The organism is Streptomyces sp. LX-29 (genome assembly GCF_029541745.1).
GTDB lineage: Bacteria > Actinomycetota > Actinomycetes > Streptomycetales > Streptomycetaceae > Streptomyces.
In genome coordinates, this window is record NZ_CP089746.1 from 6707329 (window position 1) to 6726149 (window position 18821).

Consider the following 18821-nt stretch of genomic DNA (forward strand, 5'->3'; position numbering starts at 1 on the left):
CAACAAGTCAAGGGCTGGTTAAGAGGACGTCGCGCTGTGAGGCTGGATGGCATGCGAACCATCGGCCTGATCGGCGGCATGAGCTGGGAATCGTCCGCCGAGTACTACCGCATCCTCAACGAGGTGACCCGCTCCCGGCTCGGCGGGCACCACTGCGCCCCAAGCCTGCTCCTCACCGTGGACTTCGCCGAGATCGAGGCGATGCAGCGGGCAGGTGCCTGGGACCGGGCCGGCACCCATCTGGCCGCCAAAGCCGCCACGTTGGAAAGGGCAGGGGCTGAACTGGTCCTGCTGTGCACCAACACGATGCACCGGGTCGCCGATGCGATCACCGGCGTCCTCGACGTCCCGTTCGTCCACATCGTCGACGCCACTGCCGAGCGCGTCCTGCGTCACGGACACCGCCGCGTCGGATTGCTCGCCACCCGTTACACCATGGAGGAGGACTTCTACCGGGACCGGATGCTCAGCCACGGCATCGACGTCATCGTCCCCGACGAGCCGGACCGCACCCTCGTCCACGACGTCATCTACCGGGAACTGACCCGCGGCCGCGTGGAGGAGACATCCAGGCAGGCATACCGACGCGTCATCGACCGGCTGGCCGCACGCGGCGCCGAGGCGGTCATCCTGGGCTGCACCGAGATCACCTTGCTGATCGGCCGGCGTGACAGTCCGCTGCCCGTCTTCGACTCGACCCGCATACACGTCGAACGCGCCGTCGACCTCGCCCTGGCATGAAGCACGCATCCCGGCCCGCCCACAGGCCAGGCGCCGAGCAGGGACGCGGAGCAGCGGTCCTCCAGCCACTGGGTGGCCCGGATGCCGAAGGCCACATCGGCGGCCAGCCGCGGCTCCCGGCGCCGCAGAGCCCAGACATGCGGGTCGGCTTCCTTGAACTCGTCGAGCGACCGGGGCATGGCGTACTCGCGCAGGTGCCACGCTCGCCCTCGTCGCGGAGGAAGGAGGACACACCCGCACCGCCGGCTGGCTCGTGCAGCACTTCCCGGAGGGCGGCCGTCACGTCGTCATCGCCGGCTCACCTGCTGGGCTCGACGTCCGAACTCAATCGGTCGAGGCACCACCGAGAATGACGAGGGCGCAGGCGAGCGGCACGCTGCGCGAAGCCGAGCCGGTCTGGCCATGACGTGACCTCCGGTCGGTTCAGCGTATGAAGTCGACCTCCGGGTAATGGCGCGAGGGCCCGTCGAGTAGGTGGCCGCTCCGGTGGCGCAGGTGCTTGTCGAAGAAGGCCGCGAGGTAGGTGCGTTGGATCGCGATGGAGCGGTTGGGGTCGATCGTGCCGAGTATCTGGTCCAGTTGGGGCAGGGTCAGCCCGAATGCGCCCGGCGCCTGGCGAAACAGAACTTGGTGGTCGACAAAGGAATTATGCCCGGAGCCGCGCAGCTTCAGGTCGAGTCGCTCTCCGTGCAGGTGTCTCCAGAACCGTGCCCAGCTCCGATCGGTGTCGCGGTTGTGACGCTCGGAACTGAACAGCAGGAAGGGGCGGTCGAGCGATTTGTTGATCGACGTTCCGAAGAACTGGCCGTCCAGGTTCGCTCCGGCGTCGATCCGGGAGTCGGCTTGCATGGCCGCGGGTACCGCGCCTCCGCCGAGGGACGAGCCGAACATCCCGATACGTTTCGTGTTCACGGCTTCGGACAGCCCTTGAGGAAGCTGTTTGTTCTCCGCATCCGGGTTGTCGCCGCGGGCGAGCGCGACCAACTGGTCGATGACGAAGCGGGTGTCCGCCGCCCGGACGTCGATCGTGTGGCGCGATTTGGAACCGGGCGGCATGAGGTTGACCTCATGCCGCCCGTCGGGGAACAGCACGTCGCTGGAATCGTGGGTGTGGTCCATGGTGACGACCAAGTAGCCGCGGCTGGCCAGGTCCTGAACCAGCGTCGTCGCCTGGCCCCGGTGGCCGTGCAGCCCGGGCGAGTACAGCAGCACCGGCAGCTTGCCGGCCCTGGCGTCGACCGGGGCGCCGATGTGGCCGGCGGTGGTGGGCAGGGTCACCCCGCCCGGCAGTACCTGCTGGCTGACCGGGAGCTTCGCAGCGGGAAAGTTGCCGGTGTGCGTGGCCGGATACCACAGCGAGACCATCAGCTCCCGCTGCTGTCCGGGCACCCACGGATCCATGCGTGACGAGTCGCGCAGGTGGAGGTCGACCGTTCCGACACCATAGCGCCCGGTCGGGGCCGGGAGGGTCAACTGGCCCGGGGCTTCCGCTGCGTCCAGGGGAGCCGTCGTGGCCATGGGCACCACCCCGCTGGCGTTCTCCTCAGCGGCAGCGGACCCGACCCCGGCGCCCAGGATGACGGCCAGTGCCCCCGTGGTGCTGGCGACCCGGGCGCCCAACCGGCTCCTGTGCCTTCGTGCGTGCTTCGCGTGCTTCATGGGCAGCCCCGCCTCCATGATGGTGATCGCCACGTGCCCGGCGATCGGCTGGCGGCCCATCGTATAGGCAGTTTGCCATAGCCAATTCAATTGCCTGCTTTTACTGGGGAGTTATCACCTCTGCACGATTGATGATGGGTTGCCATCGGACCGTCCTGAAGTGCACACAATGTCGGCTTCGCGCCCGATGGCGTCGCGGTCGCACGGCCGGCGTTGCCGCGACCGTATGCGAGTGGAAACACCTCTGAGCGCAGGATGCGGCACCAACAGGCTTGTGATTATCGTGTGAACGCAGTATCGATACTGCATCGAGTTGCCGCACGGCCTTCCCCCCACGAAAAGCCGAGAGGACGCTGCCCTGCACCCGATTTCCCATGCGCCCCGTCGACATCGCGCTCGACGCCGCGCAGACATGCCTCTGCTCGGAGGTGTTCGCCCGCCGATCGCCGCATTGCTGTGCGTCCTGTTGGCAGTTGCCGTGTTCCCCACACTCGGCTTGGGCGCCATTCACGAACAAGCTGTACCCCAGGCGGTACGCGACGCCGAACGCCGGATCGCCGAGGACGCCGCCGACTCGTTCGGAACCTCCATCGGCGTCAGGGCGAGGGCGGTTCGTCGTTCCGCCGAGTCCGTCGGCGCCCCCGCCAAGGGTGCTCCGAAGGCGATACTGAGGTCCCTCCTCGCAGCCGGTCCCCCTGTGCGGGGAGGTGTGCTGCTCGACCCGCGCACCGGCAGGCCGCTGGCGGCCAGCGGTGAAGCGGTGCCGCTGACCGGGGTGGACGTACCGACCCTGGCGCGCTCCGGTACGGCCGACATAGCGCCCCGGCTGGCCACTCCGGTTGGCGCGGGCGCGCGACTGTTGTTCTTCGCCCGGGTGGCTGTCCCTGCTGTCTCTGCCGCGGACCGTAACCAGGACCACGCGCGTGGCCCGGTGAGGGAACAGGGCGAAGGTGCGGGCGAATTCCTGCTCGTCGTCTCGGAAGAGGTCGCGGCCCTCACGGTGCACGGAGGTGGGCGCACCGGTCAGATAGTGGACCGGGACGGAAAGGTGCTCGCCTCCTCCGCCGCCACCGGTGCGGCCCTGCCGCCCGACACCAAGGACCGTGCCCTGTCCTCCGCTGCCGCGGACGCCGGTCACACCGGCGACGCCTCCGGCAGCATGCTCGGCGACGGTGATGACGGACACGACGGGCTGCGCAGGGTCGCCGGTTGGGCATCGGTCGCCGGGGTGGACGGCGAGGACGACACCTCCGACCTGGGGCTGACGGTTCTCACGTTCAGGGATGTGCCCCCGACGAAGGGCGGAGCCGACCACACGAGGTTCGCCATGACGGCCGCGGGCGCGTTGGCGGTGATCGCCATGCTGGTCACCCTGGTGCTGTGGAGCACCGTGCAGCGTCCGCTGCTGCGGCTGTACCTCTCCGCCGCCCGGCTGGCCAGAGGCGCCGACGGCAGGCCCGAGGCGCGGGAGGAGTTGGCGCGGCCGGTGCCTGCCGGAGCGTTCGGCGAGCCCGGCAGGGCCGGCCGGGCGCTGGAGTCGATACGCCGCCAACTGCTCGGCGAGGCGGGACCGGAGCCTGTGCGGCCGACGCGCCGTCGCCCGGGTCTCCGCTCTCTGGTCCTCGTCTGCGCACTGGTGATCGCCGCGTGGGGGGTGCCGCTGCTCTTCCTCCTCAACCGCGTACCGGCCGCGCAGGCCGCACCGCAAGCCGTCGTCGCCGACCAGCAGGCACGCACCGAATCCGCCGCCGACCGGGTGCGGCAGTCCCTCGGCCAGAGCTACACCGACCTCACGGCGATGGCATCGGCCATCGCCGGTGTGCCACGGGAGCGGGCGACGGAGCTTCTGCGTCGTGAGCGCGCCGACCATCCCACGTACCGATCGCTGTACGTGCTGGACCACACCGGCGCCATCGTGCTGCGGGTGGGCAAGGAGCCGCTGCGCGCCTCCGGCCCTGCGCCGTCCGACAACGGAATCACCCAGGTCAACACCTCGGGCAAGACCCCCGCGGTCGCCGCCTACGCTCAGATCAAGACCGCCAAGAACGACAAGGCCAAGAACGACAAGGCCAAGAACGGCAAGGCCGAGAACGGTAAGGCCGAGAACGACGCGAACGTCGAAGACACCGCCCCGGCCGTAGTCGTCGCGGAGATCGGCGTGGACACGCTGAACGACCTGGTCGCCCGGTCCGGGCTCGGCAGGGTGTGGCTGACCGACGAGCGCCACAGGGTGCTCGCGGCGAGCGTCCGCTTCCAGGCCTTCCAGGCTCTTCCCAGCCGGGGCCTCACCCGTCTGGCGGCCAGGACCGACACGGCACCCGGCGGCGCGGGCAGCCCGGCATCGGCCGTACTCCACGGGGGAAGGGCGCCGGGCCAGGGCCCGTCGGTCGCGGCCGCCGCGCCAATGGCGCAGACGGGGCCCGCCGCCGCACTCGGCTGGCGAGTGGTCTCCGCGAAGCCTGCCGCCGCGCTCAAACTGGCGGCATACGAGCTCCAGGCACACACCATGCTGGCCGGGCTGCTCGCCCTGGCCATGGGGGCCGCCTGCCTGAGCTGGCTGCACATCGTGGTGGTCAGACCGCTGCGCACCCTCACCGGATGCGCGGAACGGCTGGCCGAAGGCGATCGCCGCACTGTGCTGTACCCGGTCCACCACGACGAGTGCGGCTCGGTCACTCGCAGTCTGGAACTGCTCCGGCAGGCGCTGGTGGAGCGGGACCGCGGCGCGGAAGCCGGCGCGGCCGCTGCCCCTGTCCCACCGCTCCATTCCGGCAGCGCGCCGTCACGGTAAAGGACCAACTCACGTGCTGTTCCTCTATGTTGTACTCCTGCTGAGCTGCGCCGTGCTGCTGGTCGCCGGCGTGCTGGAGCAGCGGCGCCACTACGCCGCGCTGGCACAGATACCCACTCGGGTGCTCGTCAACGGCATCCGGGGCAAAAGCTCGATCACCCGGCTGTGCGCGGGGGCGCTCCGCGGCGGTGGCCTGGTCACCGTGGCCAAGACCACCGGTTCCGCCGCGCGTTTCATCCACCCGGATGCCACAGAGGAGCCGGTGTACCGGAAGTTCGGCATCGCGAACGTCGTCGAGCAGATCGGTATCGTTCGGCGCGCGGCGGCATACCGGCCTGACGCCCTGGTGATCGAGTGCATGGCAGTGATGCCCGCGCTTCAGGAGGTCAACCAGGAGAAGCTGATCCGTTCCACCATCGGCGTGCTGTGCAACGTCCGCGAGGACCACCTCGCCGAGATGGGGCCGACGCTGGACGATGTGGCCCGCTCGCTGTCCCGGTCGATGCCGGTCGGCGGGGTCTGCGTCACCGCTGAGCAGGAGCGGCTGCACATCCTCAAGGAGGAGGCCGACAAGCGGAGGTGCCGCCTGATCGCGGTCGATCCGGAGTCGGTGACCGACGAGGAGCTGCGCGGGTTCAGTTGGTTCACGTTCAAGGAGAACGTCGCCATCGCGCTGGCAGTGGCGGGGCTGCTCGGTGTGGACCGGGCCACCGCACTGCGCGGCATGTGGGCCGCACCGCCGGATCCCGGAGTGCTCACCGTCGAGCGCTACCGCACGCCGCAAGGCAAGCGGCTGCGCTTCGCCAATGTCTTCGCCGCCAACGACCCCGAGTCGACGTTGATGAACGTCCGTCAGCTGGAGCAGCTCGGTGCCATCCGTCGCCCGCTGAACGTCGTCATCAACTGTCGCCCGGACCGGGTGGAACGCAATGGGCAGATGGGAGCGATCGTCCCCGACCTGGCCCCGGAGACGGTCTTCCTCATCGGGCATCCGACCAAGAGCGCCCGCGACGGCATCCCACCGGGCTGGTCGTCGGGCCGGGTGGTGGAGCTGGGCGGCGACCGGCGCGACGCGCAGGAGCTGACCCGGGCCATTCTCACCGAACTGGCCCCGAATTCGTCACTGGTGGCCATCGGCAACATCCACGGCCAGGGCGAGCTGCTCCTGGAACATCTCGGCATGCTGCCCCCGGACGACGCCGACGAGCCGCTTCCGATCGCGCACCCGCCCGAGCCGGAGCCGTACAGCTGGGTGGCGCCACTGAACGACCCGACGCCCGGCCCGTACGTCCCAGGCTTCTCCGCCGCCCATGCCGACGCCCGGTACGAGACCGCAAGGAACCCGCTGTGATCCCCGTCGTCATCACTCCGCAGATCGCCGCGCTGGGGATCGCCCTCGGACTGGTCTTCTCCCTGGTCTGCTATCTGACCACCAACCTCTCTCCCGGCGGCATGGTCACCCCCGGCTGGCTGGCGCTGACCCTCGTCACCGATGTGGTCCAGGCCGCGTTGATGATCGGCGTCATGGCGCTCACCTTCCTCACGACCAAGGTCCTCCAGCGCCATGTGATCCTTTACGGGAAGCGGCTGTTCGCCGCCGTGGTGCTGTCCGCGGTACTGCTCCAGACCACGGTGATACTCGCCCTCCAGCGCGAGTTCCCGCTGCTTCACACCGCCCAGACGCTGGGCTTCATCGTGCCCGGCCTGATCGCCTATCAGTTGGTGCGCCAGCCGGTGGCGCCCACCGTGATCTCCACGACCGCGGTGACCCTCGGCACGTATGTGGTGCTGGTCGCCGGGCTGCTGATGGGGGCACTGCCCGTCGGCTGACCGAGCCCGTACGCGCCCGTCGAGCCCACACGCGCCCGTCGAGCCGACACCCGCCCATCAGCCCACACGCGCCCGTCGAACCACACGCACCGAGATCCGTACGTAGAGGAGGTCACCATGGGCACCAGCCCCACCCCGACGGGCAGGCCCAGCCGCCGTCAGATCCTGGCGTCCGCCACCGCTCTGGCCGTCGCCGGAGCGGCCGGCGGATGCGCGGGGGACCACTCCCGAAGTGGCGCGGCGGACGGTGACGACTCGGTGCCGACCGGCGATTACCGCTTCGAGCGCCGCGCCGCGCCCGCCCGTACGGTGGTTCGCGCCGCCGACGGCCGCGTGCTGGCCACCTTCACCGACGGAGCCCGCACCGTGCTGCTGGCCGGCCCGACCCGTACCTGGAGCGAGCCACGCACCACCGACGCGGTGGTGCGCAGCGACGCCTGGGTACGGCTGATGGACGGCGTATGGAATCAGGGCAAGGAGCGGACCCGCTGGTTCCGGGGGTGGTTCCCCAAGGCCCTGGCCGACCGCGGTCCGGACGTCTTCGCCGTGGCGTTCCAGTACGGCGACGGGGCGCGCGATCGGCACACCGCATCGGGCCTGCGCTACGCCGGCGAGGCCCACTTCGGGCCACTCCTCCCCGGGCAGTCGCCGACGTCGTCCTTTTCCCGCGATGAGAAGTCCGACTTCTACGACTACCTCGGCGTTCCCTGGAGCTTCCCGGACGGCATCCGCAAGCACCCGGAGAAGAAGCGCTACGGGGACGTGGACTGCTCCGGCTTCATGCGCCTGGTCTGGGGCTACCGCATGGGCTACCCCATGCACGCCACCAACAGGCCGGGGGTCGGTCTGCCCCGCCGGGCCCACGCCATCGCCTCCCGGGCCCCCGGCGTGCTGCTGATCCCGAACACCGGCCGACGACCTGACGACATCAGCCCGCTTCTCCCCGGCGACCTCGTCTTCTTCGCCATCGAGAGTGGCCGGCCTCGCAGCATCGACCACGTCGGCATGTACATGGGGCCGGACACCGACGGGCACCCGCGCTTCTACTCCAGCCGCTCGCGGGCCAACGGGCCCACCATGGGCGACCTGGCCGGCCGCGCGACGCTCGACGGCCATGGCTTCTACGCCCAGGGGTTCCGCACGGCCCGCCGCCTGTGAAGCCGACGCCCCCAACCCGCAGCCCTAGGAGAGACCCCCCATGGACACCCCCCTCCTCACCCGGGACCCCACCGACCGCCGCCGCCCCTCGCACATCAGCAGACGCCGCGGCCGCGCCAAGCGCCGTCGACGGACCACCATCAGCCGGGAGTCATACGCCCTGCTGCTGATCCTGGCGGCTGCCGCGGTGCTCTACGCCTGGGCCATCGGCCGTTCCCCTGTGCACCCCTACTACAGCGCGGCCGTGCGGTCGATGGCGGCGGACTGGCACGCCTTCGTCTTCGGCGGGCTCGACCCGAGCGGCTCGATCACCCTGGACAAGATCCCCGGTGCGCTGTGGCCGCAGGCCCTCTCCGTCAGGCTCTTCGGACCGCACACCTGGGCGGTGGTCCTGCCGCAGGTGCTGGAGGGCGTACTCGCCGTCTGGGCGCTGCACCGGATCGTCCGTGCCTGGGCCGGCCCCCTCGCAGGGCTGCTCGCCGCGCTGGCCCTCACCCTCACCCCGGTCACCGTCGCGCTCAACCGGCACAACATCCCCGACACTCTGCTCGTCCTGCTGCTGGTGCTCGCGGCGGGATCGCTGCAGAAGGCCATCGGCACCGGGAGGCTGCTGCCGCTGCTCGTCTGCGGGGCATGGGTGGGGCTGGCTTTCCAGGCCAAGATGCTCCAAGCCTGGCTCGTCCTGCCGGTCTTCGCCGCGGTGTACCAACTGGCGGCTCCCGGCTCCCGGCTGGACCGGGTCCGGCGGCTGCTGCTCGGCGGGATCTCCGCTCTCGTCGTCTCCTGCTCGTGGCCTCTGCTGGTATGGGTCGTCCCCGCCGCCCACCGCCCCTACATCGACGCAACCACCGACAACAACCCCTTCACCCTGGTCTTCGGCTACAACGGGCTGAGCCGCTTCGGCGACGACCCGGAGGCACTGGGCGCCGTCGCCGGAACAGCCGCCAGCCGCACCACCGGGAACACAGGTTGGAGCATGGTGGTCAACCAGACCGTCGGCCCGCAGATCGCGTGGCTCCTGCCGCTCGCCGTGCTGGCCCTGGCGCTGGGCGTGTGGTGGCGCACCGGACAACCGCGCACCGACGGGCCGCGGGCGGGGTTCCTGCTCTGGGGCGGCTGGCTGGCGGTGCACATCGTGGTCTTCAGCAACTCCAACGGCAACCACGGCTACTACACGACCGTACTGGCCCCGGCCCTCGCCGCGCTGACCGGCGGCGGAGTCGCCCTCTTCTGGGCCGAGCACCGCGCCGGTGGCCGACGTCGAGCGGCGCTTCCGGTCGCCGTCGGGCTCACCGCCCTATGGGCCGCGGCAGTTCACGGCCCGCACAGCGAGTTCGCACCCTGGCTACTGCCGGTGGTGCTGATGCTCGGCCTGTGCGGGACCGTCGGCCTGTGGACCAGCGGGCCGCACACCACGCGACGGGCGGTGCACAGCGCCCTCGCGGCGTCCCTGACGGCCGTACTGCTCGCCCCGGCCGTCTGGGCGGCATCCTGCCTGCACCCGCGGTACCCCGGCTCATCGATGGAGCCACTGGCCGGACCGGTCGGACCCGGCTACGACGACAGGCGCCACCGCCCGGCCAAGATCCCACGATTCCCCCTGAACCAACCGTCCGCGCGGGACACCGCACTGCTGAACTACCTCTCCGCGCACCGTTCCGGGGAGAAGTACCTGCTGGCCACCCAAGCCGCCTACGGCGCCGAGCCCCTGCTGCGCGCCACCCCCCAACCCATACTGGTCATGGGCGGCTTCACCGGCCTGACCCCCTATCCGACCGCACCACAGCTCGGAGACCTGGTCTCCACCCACCAACTGCGCTACGCCCTTCTCACCACACGTCGCCCGTCCACACCGGCATCGGCCTGGGTGAAGAAGAGCTGCACCCCCGTCCCTCCGAGCGCCTACGGTCGGGGCACGGGCGGAAGCCTCACCCTGTACGACTGCGCCGGGAGCAAATGACCTCGTGAATTCGGAGCGTGAAAGGTTCCTCTGTGGGGTCGCGGGGGCCTCCCTTATCCGTCCCTTAAGCCGCGGATAAGGCGCCCTTGAGGTTCTGCCTCTGCGTGTTCACATGTGCGAGCTCATCTGTTTCCGGTGGCACAAATGAGTGGAGGGTCACGCGGCATGCACGCTCGGTGATTCGGCTCTTTGGTGAGGCGTCCAACGACGGTCGAGGAATGTCAAATTAAAGTAAAGCCTACGCTTCGCCGAGCGGTCGAGACGGGCCGGACCGGCCACCCGGCTTTCGTCCAAGTCGCGTGGGGATCGGGCTAGTTGACGCCCCATCAGAGCAACTTCTCCTGGTGGTTGAATGAGTGTCAACTTTGCGCGTAAGGCAACCTTGTTCAAATCGCACTTTCCGTCTGGCAGGATTCCCGGCACCCCATCCAACTGGGGAAAGCAGTCCGATATGCCCGGTCGCGGAAGTAAAGGCCGGGCAGCTGCATGACAGCCGTGAAGCGCCGAATGCAGCAGCCTGCACAGCCGGACGGACCACAGGTCCGTCCCGCGGGTTACCCCCCACTCGGATTCAAGGAGCACGATGCACAGACGTCGCATGTCCCGCCGTAGAAAGGCCCTGATAGCCGCCATCGGCACGGCTCTCTCCGGAGGTCTGCTGTTCGGCCTGGGTGCCCTCGCCCAGGCCGATGTGGACCGCGGCACCGTCTACGGCGGGCAGGGAAACTTCCGGACGGTCAACCAACGGGCCCAGCCGTCCCTCTCGGCTCAGATCAAGGGCTCTTCGAGAGTCGGCGACCGGATCCAGATGTCCTGCCGCACCACCGGGGACACCGTGGAGAACAACGCGCGGTGGATCTACACCGGTTCCTACTACATCGCTGACGCGTTCATCCGCGAGAGCACCACCGGCCTGCCCGTCTGCGGCTCGACCCCCAACCCGAAGCCCACCCAGCCCGACTCCGGCCCCACGACCTCGAAGTCCCTGAACATCGCCATGCAGAAGCAGGTCAGGACCCAGTGGTGCTGGGACGCCTCGGGCGTGACGATCGCCAACTACTGGGGCCGCAGCGTCACCCAGGAGCGGTTCTGCCAACTCGCCGCCCAGGGAACGTGGGTGGACTGCAACAACCAGCCGGCGACACTGGAGGACATGGCCAACGGCCTGGCCAAGCTGGGACTGAGCAACAGCGGCCGCAGCCTGTACCGCAACGCGTCGTTCCGCGAGTCGAGTGCCGAGATCGCCGCAGGCCGGCCATTCGCCGTCCGGTTCGGCTGGCTCAGCGGGGGCGGCCACATGAATGTCATCTACGGCTACGACAGCGCCACCAACATGATCGCGGTCGGCGACCCCTGGCAGACCACCCAGACGTACACCTGGTGGAACTACTCCACCTACGTGAACAACAACTCGTTCCAGTGGACCCACTCCCGGGTCGGCATCCAGGGCTGAGGAGAGGACCCCGACCATGCACACCATGCACACCATGCACACCATGCACACCATGTGGCGCATCAAGCGCACAGCGGTCCGGGCTGCCGTCCTGGCCACCACCGCGGTCGCCGCCACCCTGTGCGCGAGCGTTTCCGCGCAGGGCGCGGAAGGCGACGGGATCGCGGGCTACCAGTCCGCGCAGCAGACCCTACGCAGCGACCAGGTTCGGGACACCGTCTCCCGCTTCCTTGTGCAGACCGGCCAGGCTGGTGGCCCCGCCGCCGCGGACGGCGGCGCCCAGGGTGGCCCCGACAGCGCAGCAGTCGCTCCCGCCGCGCGGCCCCGGTTCAAGCTCAAGGATCCGGTGCCGATGTTCGAGATCAGCCCCGAGTTCGTGGCCGGCAAGGCCCGGACCACCCCGCAGACCGCGCTGCGCCTCTCCTATCTGGCCTCCCGGGTGAACGCCTCCGACGGCCGTTCGGCCTCCGTACTGCTCGCGCCCCGGGGGAACCCCTCCTCGACGGGCAGCGCCCTGCGGAAACCCGGCGCCGAGGGCTGGCAGCTGGCCGGCATCCGGGACGGGGACAAGGACCTCACCCTGGCCGAACGCGGCACCGCGCGGGCCCGTGTCTTCACCGAGCCGCAGATCCACGCCTGGTACCGGCTCACCGCCGAAGGCATGGTCGAGCCGCTCAACGAAGAGGCGAAGACCGGTCTCCGCGGCAAGCGCGCCATCACCCTCGCCGCCTACCGGAAGCTGGTGTCCGCCCGGTACGGCGACAAGCTGCCCGGCTCCGCGTACGACCGCAAGGGCAAGGCCGGTGGGTACACCGACCTCACGCAGGACCAGCCGACCCAGGCGGCCGCCACCTCCGGGCGACCGGCGGCGGACGAGGCGTCCTGGCAGCCGGTCGCCGTCACCGGGGCTGCCGCCCTGGCGGCGGTCGGCGGTTCGGCGGTGTACGTACACCGCCGGCGGACGGCCTCCGCGCGCTGATCCTTCCGCGTCGGACCGGCGCCCGCCCACCGGGAGTGGGCGGGCGCCCGAGTTCGTCGAGGGAGGAGCGCGACGCGCGCACGGCTCCCCGCGACGCCGTGGTCCAGGCAAGCTGCTGCCCCGCGTTCGCGGACATCAAGTGGGAGACGCGTCAGCCTGGTCAGCTGAAACCTGCCTGTGCGAGTTCGCTGCTGGAGGCTTCCACCATTTTCCGTACCATCTCGTCAGGGGGATCTCCGGCAGCCGCCTGCAGTGAGTTAAGGCTGTATCCGTCCGGCGTCAGCCGCAACAGTGTGTCTGCGATGCGGAACCGAGCGTCAGGGAACGCCGTTCCTTTGCTCTGCTCGGGGCCCGGCTTCAGGCTGGACACCAATTCCTGGATTTCCGTTGGTGCATCAATCGATGCCAGTACAGCCTGAACCGTGCTCACTTCGGACACCAGAAGGTCTCCCAGGCGATCTGCCATGCCTGCGCCCGACCTCTTCTGAACTTTGCGCGCCTCCCTGGTGTATCGGTCGAGAAGTAGATGAAGCGAGGCTCCTGGAGGGGGTGGGAAAGGGTTCATGGCGTCGAGGATGGACGTCAGCCACTCGGTCATCCACTGGCCCGCTAGCCCCAGTTCTTCCCAACAGAGTCCATGAAGGTTCTCTGCCAGGTAATGAGCCCTTTCAAATGCCTTGCGGGAGGGGGTCATAGGGGATGGGACGTCTGGCGTGCCGTAAATGTCCTGCAGTTCCGCTGATCGCCGTTCGGCCAGTGTGCAGAAGAGCGACAGATGGACATAGACGTGAAACGCCGCTAGGGCGCGGTGCGTGTCCCAGCGGTTCAACTCCTCAACCCCTGGTGAATTCCACAGCGACACCATTTTGCGACCTTCGACCGAATGGTGCTCGGTGTGTTTCTCAGGGGTCTCTTGGAGATCCTGAGCCAGCAGGGAATGGCCGTGACGGAAGTCGTAGAGTTTCTGGTGCAGCGACTCGTGGAGCAGGTGTTCGGCGACCCACCAAGGGTTCTTGAGGAGCTTCCTGTTCAGGAAGATCGCGCCTGTCACCCTGAATTGGGAACTTGACGACCTCCTCTCCCACCCTCCGACTCCCGGAGTGATTCCGATGAGATGAGTGTGCTCCAGGGCACTCCGTGACGTCTGGGGCAGGATTTCCGAAAGGAGTTCCGCGGATGTTTGCAGCGTGGCGATCTCGCCGGGAGTAGGGTCGCAAAGCGGCCCGCCGAACTCATGCTCAATGATTTTACGGAATGCGTAACCAGTGAGATCGTCGAGTTTTTCAGAGCTCCAGATCCACGCTGAGCGGGACTCTTGACCAAGCCAGCATGCATCAGTGGTGGCTCCGTGAAGAGGGATGCTCACGACATCATTCACAAGGCATCGAGCCGCCGTATCGAGCACCTCCACGCAAAGGTCGAAGGGCAGGACCACCGGCCTTCCAGTCCTTTGCTGCGCCAAAATCTCCTGGATTACCCGACGCACGAGTGGGTCGCCCAATGCCCTGTACTGTTGCTCCGCTCCGGCCTCTTCCAGGCGAGTAAGGAGCCGACGGGCAGCGGAGACGGATCCGCCGATCTTCGCGAGTCGGCGCTTGAAGGCGGCATGCATCTGCTCATGAATGTAGGCACTGTCGCCAAATGGCCTACCCCGTGCCAGTACTCCATCAAAACTTGCCATTTCCAGGATGGAGGATGCGCTCCCAGTTGTCTGCTCGACCATCGTCCTGCCTGTCCTCGGAGTTCATGTTCGGCGGGGTCCAGGATCCTGTCACGCTCTGTTTGAGCGCGGCAGGATCCCGGACGCACTGGGGAATTACTCCGGCAAGAGGTCGTCGTGATCGTGGTGGTGGCCGACCGCCTGAGGTTCCAGTAGAGCGCTGGTCGCATCGTGCTGGGCCTGGATTGCTTCCAGCTCTTCTTCGGTCACCTCGCGGTTGAACACGAGAACGACACGGGTGCGCCCCTTGGGTGATTTGGTCATGACCGTGCTCGATTCTTTGGAGTCGCTGGATTGTGTGCAACGTATCCCTGCGTGCGTTCGCCCGTCAATGTTCACCGAAAAAATATGACTGATGGGTTTCGGTCGTGAAACCAAAGGGGTCGAGGTGGTCGAGAGATTCGCCTGTAGTGCTGTGTTTTCACGCTTATTGAGGAGGGGTTTGGGGAGGATCGAAACTGGAGGGGATAATTGTTTGATGACGTCGGGGCCTCCTTGCTTGAACGGCTGATTCTGGAATAGGGTGCGAATGGGTGCTGCATGGAGGTGGAAATGTCTCAGCGGGATCATTCCTGCGGTTCTCCTGGGCTGGAGTCGTATGTAAGCCTGGCCTTTGATCGTGAACTAGGGATCAACGAAGTGGAGCAGGTGCGGCGGAGCCTCGGCGCACAGGCGGCCGTCTCGATTCCCTCTGCCGTGGCGGACGCATATGGTCGTGCGCGAGAGCTGGGGTTTTCCAAATCGTCACGCCCTGAGGTCGGTGCGCTTATTTCAGTGCTGGCGTCTGCGGTTCCTGGATATGGTCGTGTGCTGGAACTGGGCACGGGGGCTGGTCTCGGGCTCGCCTGGGTCGTGTATGGCCTAGGGGAGCGTAACGATGTCGAAGTGGTAAGCATCGAGATCGACCCTGTTCAAGCCGCGTTCGTGGCGAATTCCGGATGGCCGGAATGGGTGTCCATCGTTGCTGGTGACGCGCTAGAGATCGTCCCAACCATGGGGGCCTTCGATTTAATCTTCCTTGATGTCCCAGACGCCAAGAACAGAAGGCTCTGCGATGCTGTGGCCGCACTGAGGCCAGGTGGAAAACTGCTCATCGATGATATGGGGTTACCTGGCGCCTCGAATTCCCCAAGCGGTGCTGGTCTCGCGACTATCCGTGATCAACTATTCAGTGATCGCCGGCTCGTCTGCGCTGAGCTCGCATATTCAAGCGGGATGATTCTCGCGGTCCGTAGAAGGGACTAACCTCGCCGTGCGCGCACCGCGCATTGGCCGTCGGCCGCTTCCTGGTCGCCGCGGTGCGGGGAAGGCCACCCGTCCACCTGACGTGCGCCATGTCCTGGGTGAGTGGGGGATCCTATACTGCCCAGCGTGTCATCGAGCGGGAAGTTATCAGCGGGTGGCAGCCGGCTCCGGTTCGCAGTGCTCGGTCCGCTCCGGGCCTGGCGCGGCGGCGTGCAGCTGGAGCTCGGCCCGGTTCGCCAGCAGGCTCTGCTGACGGCGCTGCTGCTGCGGCCGGGCACGACCGTCAGCCGACAGCAGCTGCTTGACGGGGTATGGGGTTCGGAGCCGCCGGGCACGGGTGCCAAGGTGATCCCGGTCTACGTGCACCAGCTGCGCAAACGTCTGGGCCGTGAGGGAGACGGCCCCTCCGACTCCGTGATCGTCACCGACCGCGGTGGCTACCGCTTCGTCCCACAGAACGTCTGGATGGACGTGGCTCGGCTGAAGGAGATCGTCGCCGAGGCGCACGCCGCGCGGGACTCCGGTGACCTGGACGCCGCGGCGGGGGCGTGGTCCACCGCCCTGGAGCTGTTCCGGGGCGATCCCCTGGCCGGGATTCCTGGGCCCTTCGCCCAGGGAGAGCGCCTGCGGCTGACGGAGCACAGGCTCGCGTTGGTGCAGGACAAGGTGGCGTGCCAGCTGCGGCTGGGCCGCCAAGCCGAGGTCGTGGGAGAGCTGTACGCCCTGGCCGAGACGCATCCGCACAACGAGTCGCTGGCCGCCCTGTTGATGCGTGCTCTCTACGCCGGCAACCGGCAGGCTGATGCGCTGGCTGTCTTCGCCAAGGTGCGCCGCCGTCTGGTGAGGGACCAGGGCGCGGAGCCAGGCGGTGAGCTGCGGCGGGTGCACGAGGCGGTGCTGCGCGCTGATGAAGCCTTCCTTCTCGGCGCGTCGCCACGGCCGCACCGGACGACGGACGGCGCGTCGCCACGACCGCGCCAGTCGACGGACCGGCGGCCCGCACCTGCTCACCCGCTCCGACGCGTGCGCAATGAACTACCAGTCGGCGTAGGCGGGTTCACCGGCCGAGGCCGCGAGCTCGACATGCTCCTTGCGCCGGCCGATGAGCAGACGGTGACGGTCCGCGCGGTGGACGGCATGGCCGGGGTCGGCAAGACCGCGCTGGTGGTGTGCGCCGCGCGTGCGATGCGGGAGTGCTATCCGGACGGCTGCCTGTTCGTGGACCTCCACGGTCATCGCGAGGGGCGGCAGCCAACGGTCCCGCACCGCGCGCTGGGCCGGTTGCTGCGGGCAGTCGGCGATACCGGCGAAGGCGACGACGAGACATCGGAGGACCTCGACGGGCTGGCCGCGTCATGGAGGGCCGCGACCGCCGACCTCCGGCTGATCCTGGTGGTCGATGACGCATCCGCTGCCGAGCAGGTGCGCCCGCTGCTGCCCGCCGGGCCCGGCAGCCTCGTGCTGGTGACCAGCCGTCAGCGACTGACCGGACTGGACGCCGACCGCAGGATCTCGCTGGCGCCGCTGGACACCGACGAGGCGGTGGCCCTGCTGACCCGCATCGTCGGCGATCCGGGCTCCGATCCCGAGCGTGCGGCGGTGCGCGAGCTGGCCCGCCTCTGCGGCCGGCTGCCGCTGGCCCTGCGTGTCGTCGGGGCGCGGATACAGAGCCGCCCCTCATGGGCGCTGGAGCGCATGGCGGCCCGGCTGGCTGACGACGAGCACCGGCTCGGCGAGCTCGCCGTGGAGGACCGCAGCGTCGAGGCGGCCTTCCGGGTCTCCTACGACCACCTCCCGGACATCGAACGGCGCGCGTTCCGCGCGCTGGGCCTGTCGCCGACCGTGGAGCTCGACCGGCTGACGCTGGCCGCCATGCTCGACCTCATGCCACCCGACGCCGAGCGCGCCCTGGAGAGCCTGGTCGAGGCAAGCCTTGTCCAGCAGGTGTCCGCGGACCGCTACCGCCTGCACGACCTGGTCGCGGTCTACGCCCGGCGCCTCGCCGCCGCATACCCCGCGGACGTCGCTGCGACCCGGGCCGGGGTGTTACGGCTCTACGTGGCCGCCGCCCGCCGCGCGAGCGACTGGGGCCCCTCTGCCTTCCCTGCCGGCCCGCGGCCGGACACCGCGCCCTTCGCGGACTGGGAGGAGGCCTCGGCCTGGCTGGACGCGGTGGGCTACGAGCTGGTCGACGTGGTCGGCCATGCGGCGGCCGTGGGGCACGTGGACGACGCCTGCTGGCTCGCCGAGGGGCTGTGCGACTACCTCACCCGACAGGGCCGGTACCACGAGTGCCGGGCCGCCATCGAGATCGCGCTGCCGCTGGCGGAGCAGGCCACCGACCAGCGGATGGTCTCCGAACTGCGCACCTGTATGGGCATAGCGCTCGGCCTGCAGGGCCAGTACGAGCAGGCGCGCCGCTGGCTGAGGGATGCCCTGGAGATCAGCCGCCGTACCGGAGACCTGATGGAGCAGGCCCGGGCCCTGGGTTCCCTCGGGATCTTCGCCAATGCGGCAGGGGAACCGGCCGAGGCCGCCGCGCTCCTGGCTGAATCCGCGGGCCTTGCCCAGGTGGACGACGACTGGCCCACTGTCATGTACTTGGCCAACATCGGCGCCATCCACCATCAGGTGGGGCAGCACGAAGAGGCCCACGACTGCTACGCCGCATCGGTCGTCCTCGCCGAGAAGATCGGCAGCCCCAGGATCCTGAGCAAGACGCTGTTCCGCATGGGGACCCTCCAGCTCGACCGCGGGAGGCACGCGGAGGCTGCCGACTCGCTCCGCAGGGCCGCCGGACTCGCCGAACGCGTCAGGGACATCCCGCTGTACGCCGCGGTCCTCGGCAGACTGGCCACCGCCGAGGAGTGCCTGGGCAACCCGGCCGGGGCGAAGGAACTCCACCGCCGGGCACTCGCGGCGGTCGGCGAACGGTCCGGCACCAGGCTGGAGGCCGAGATCCGCAACCGGCTCGGCTGGCGCCACGCCGCGACGGAAGACCTCACCCAGGCGCGCGACCGGTATGAGCGGGCCATCGCCCGCTCCTGCACCGACCCCGGGGAACTCGCCCGCACCATCGACGGCCTGCACCGCAGCGGACAACCAGGCCCCGGCGGCTCCAGCCCCCCGAGGACGCCGGCATGACGCCGCCGCGATGGAGCCCCGGCTCGGCGCACGCGCACCGCTGCGGCGGGGCGGCGGGGCGGCGCGCTGAGGGCTGAGGGGGCGATCTGAAGGGCTGACGGAAGCGGTGATCGACGGCGTAGAAGAGCGGACCACCGAAAC

The 18821-nt window shown here is 68.8% G+C and carries 13 protein-coding genes; 10 read left to right on the plus strand and 3 right to left on the minus strand.

All coding sequences use genetic code 11. The annotated features are described in order from the left end of the window. The first annotated feature begins 51 nt into the window (after positions 1 to 51). Positions 52 to 741 (plus strand): aspartate/glutamate racemase family protein, encoded by a 690-nt coding sequence (locus LRS74_RS28270; protein WP_277743631.1) that lies wholly within the window; start codon positions 52 to 54, stop codon positions 739 to 741. 423 nt (positions 742 to 1164) lie between these two features. On the opposite strand, the gene LRS74_RS28280 is transcribed toward LRS74_RS28270, so the two are convergent. Next, positions 1165 to 2433, minus strand: coding sequence for a hydrolase (locus tag LRS74_RS28280; RefSeq protein ID WP_277743632.1), 1269 nt, complete (start codon positions 2431 to 2433; stop codon positions 1165 to 1167). Positions 2434 to 3109: 676 nt separating this feature from the next. On the opposite strand from LRS74_RS28280, the gene LRS74_RS28285 reads away from it, so the two are divergent. The 7 genes from LRS74_RS28285 to LRS74_RS28315 all read left to right on the plus strand — a co-directional run bounded on the left by LRS74_RS28285 (position 3110) and on the right by LRS74_RS28315 (position 12571). Then, positions 3110 to 5191: a HAMP domain-containing protein gene (locus LRS74_RS28285; RefSeq protein WP_277743633.1), complete on the plus strand. Its 2082-nt coding sequence runs from the start codon at positions 3110 to 3112 to the stop codon at positions 5189 to 5191. Positions 5192 to 5204: 13 nt separating this feature from the next. Continuing rightward, positions 5205 to 6542 carry a poly-gamma-glutamate synthase PgsB gene (gene pgsB, locus LRS74_RS28290; RefSeq protein WP_277743634.1) on the plus strand — a complete coding sequence of 446 codons (1338 nt, stop codon included), beginning with the start codon at positions 5205 to 5207 and terminating at the stop codon, positions 6540 to 6542. Further along, positions 6539 to 7021, plus strand: coding sequence for a poly-gamma-glutamate biosynthesis protein PgsC/CapC (locus LRS74_RS28295; RefSeq protein ID WP_144384841.1), 483 nt, complete (start codon positions 6539 to 6541; stop codon positions 7019 to 7021). Before pgsB ends, LRS74_RS28295 begins: the two co-directional genes overlap by 4 nt. A 117-nt stretch (positions 7022 to 7138) precedes the next feature. Further along, positions 7139 to 8179 carry an NlpC/P60 family protein gene (locus LRS74_RS28300; protein ID WP_277743635.1) on the plus strand — a complete coding sequence of 347 codons (1041 nt, stop codon included), beginning with the start codon at positions 7139 to 7141 and terminating at the stop codon, positions 8177 to 8179. Between the two features lie 40 nt (positions 8180 to 8219). After that, a complete protein-coding gene (locus LRS74_RS28305) occupies positions 8220 to 10139 on the plus strand; it encodes a glycosyltransferase family 39 protein (RefSeq protein WP_277743636.1) in 1920 nt (639 codons plus the stop codon). 598 nt (positions 10140 to 10737) lie between these two features. Beyond that, entirely contained in the window at positions 10738 to 11592 is an 855-nt protein-coding gene (locus LRS74_RS28310) for a papain-like cysteine protease family protein (RefSeq protein WP_277743637.1), read from the plus strand. Positions 11593 to 11608: 16 nt separating this feature from the next. Further along, entirely contained in the window at positions 11609 to 12571 is a 963-nt protein-coding gene (locus tag LRS74_RS28315) for a hypothetical protein (protein WP_277743638.1), read from the plus strand. Positions 12572 to 12731: 160 nt separating this feature from the next. On the opposite strand, the gene LRS74_RS28320 is transcribed toward LRS74_RS28315, so the two are convergent. Together LRS74_RS28320 and LRS74_RS28325 are read right to left on the minus strand one after the other, a co-directional pair. After that, complete coding sequence (locus LRS74_RS28320; RefSeq protein WP_277743639.1) at positions 12732 to 14294, minus strand: hypothetical protein; 1563 nt, start codon at positions 14292 to 14294, stop codon at positions 12732 to 12734. Between the two features lie 93 nt (positions 14295 to 14387). Then, entirely contained in the window at positions 14388 to 14861 is a 474-nt protein-coding gene (locus tag LRS74_RS28325; protein ID WP_277743640.1) for a hypothetical protein, read from the minus strand. Here LRS74_RS28325 and LRS74_RS28330 point away from each other — a divergent pair. Together LRS74_RS28330 and LRS74_RS28335 are read left to right on the plus strand one after the other, a co-directional pair. After that, the gene (locus LRS74_RS28330; protein WP_277743641.1) at positions 14844 to 15536 is read left to right on the plus strand and encodes a class I SAM-dependent methyltransferase; all 693 of its coding nucleotides are present in this window, start codon (positions 14844 to 14846) and stop codon (positions 15534 to 15536) included. The genes LRS74_RS28325 and LRS74_RS28330 overlap by 18 nt on opposite strands. Positions 15537 to 15713: 177 nt before the next feature. Then, on the plus strand, positions 15714 to 18680 hold the full coding sequence (locus LRS74_RS28335; RefSeq protein ID WP_277743642.1) for an AfsR/SARP family transcriptional regulator: 2967 nt from the start codon (positions 15714 to 15716) through the stop codon (positions 18678 to 18680). Positions 18681 to 18821 lie beyond the last annotated feature (141 nt).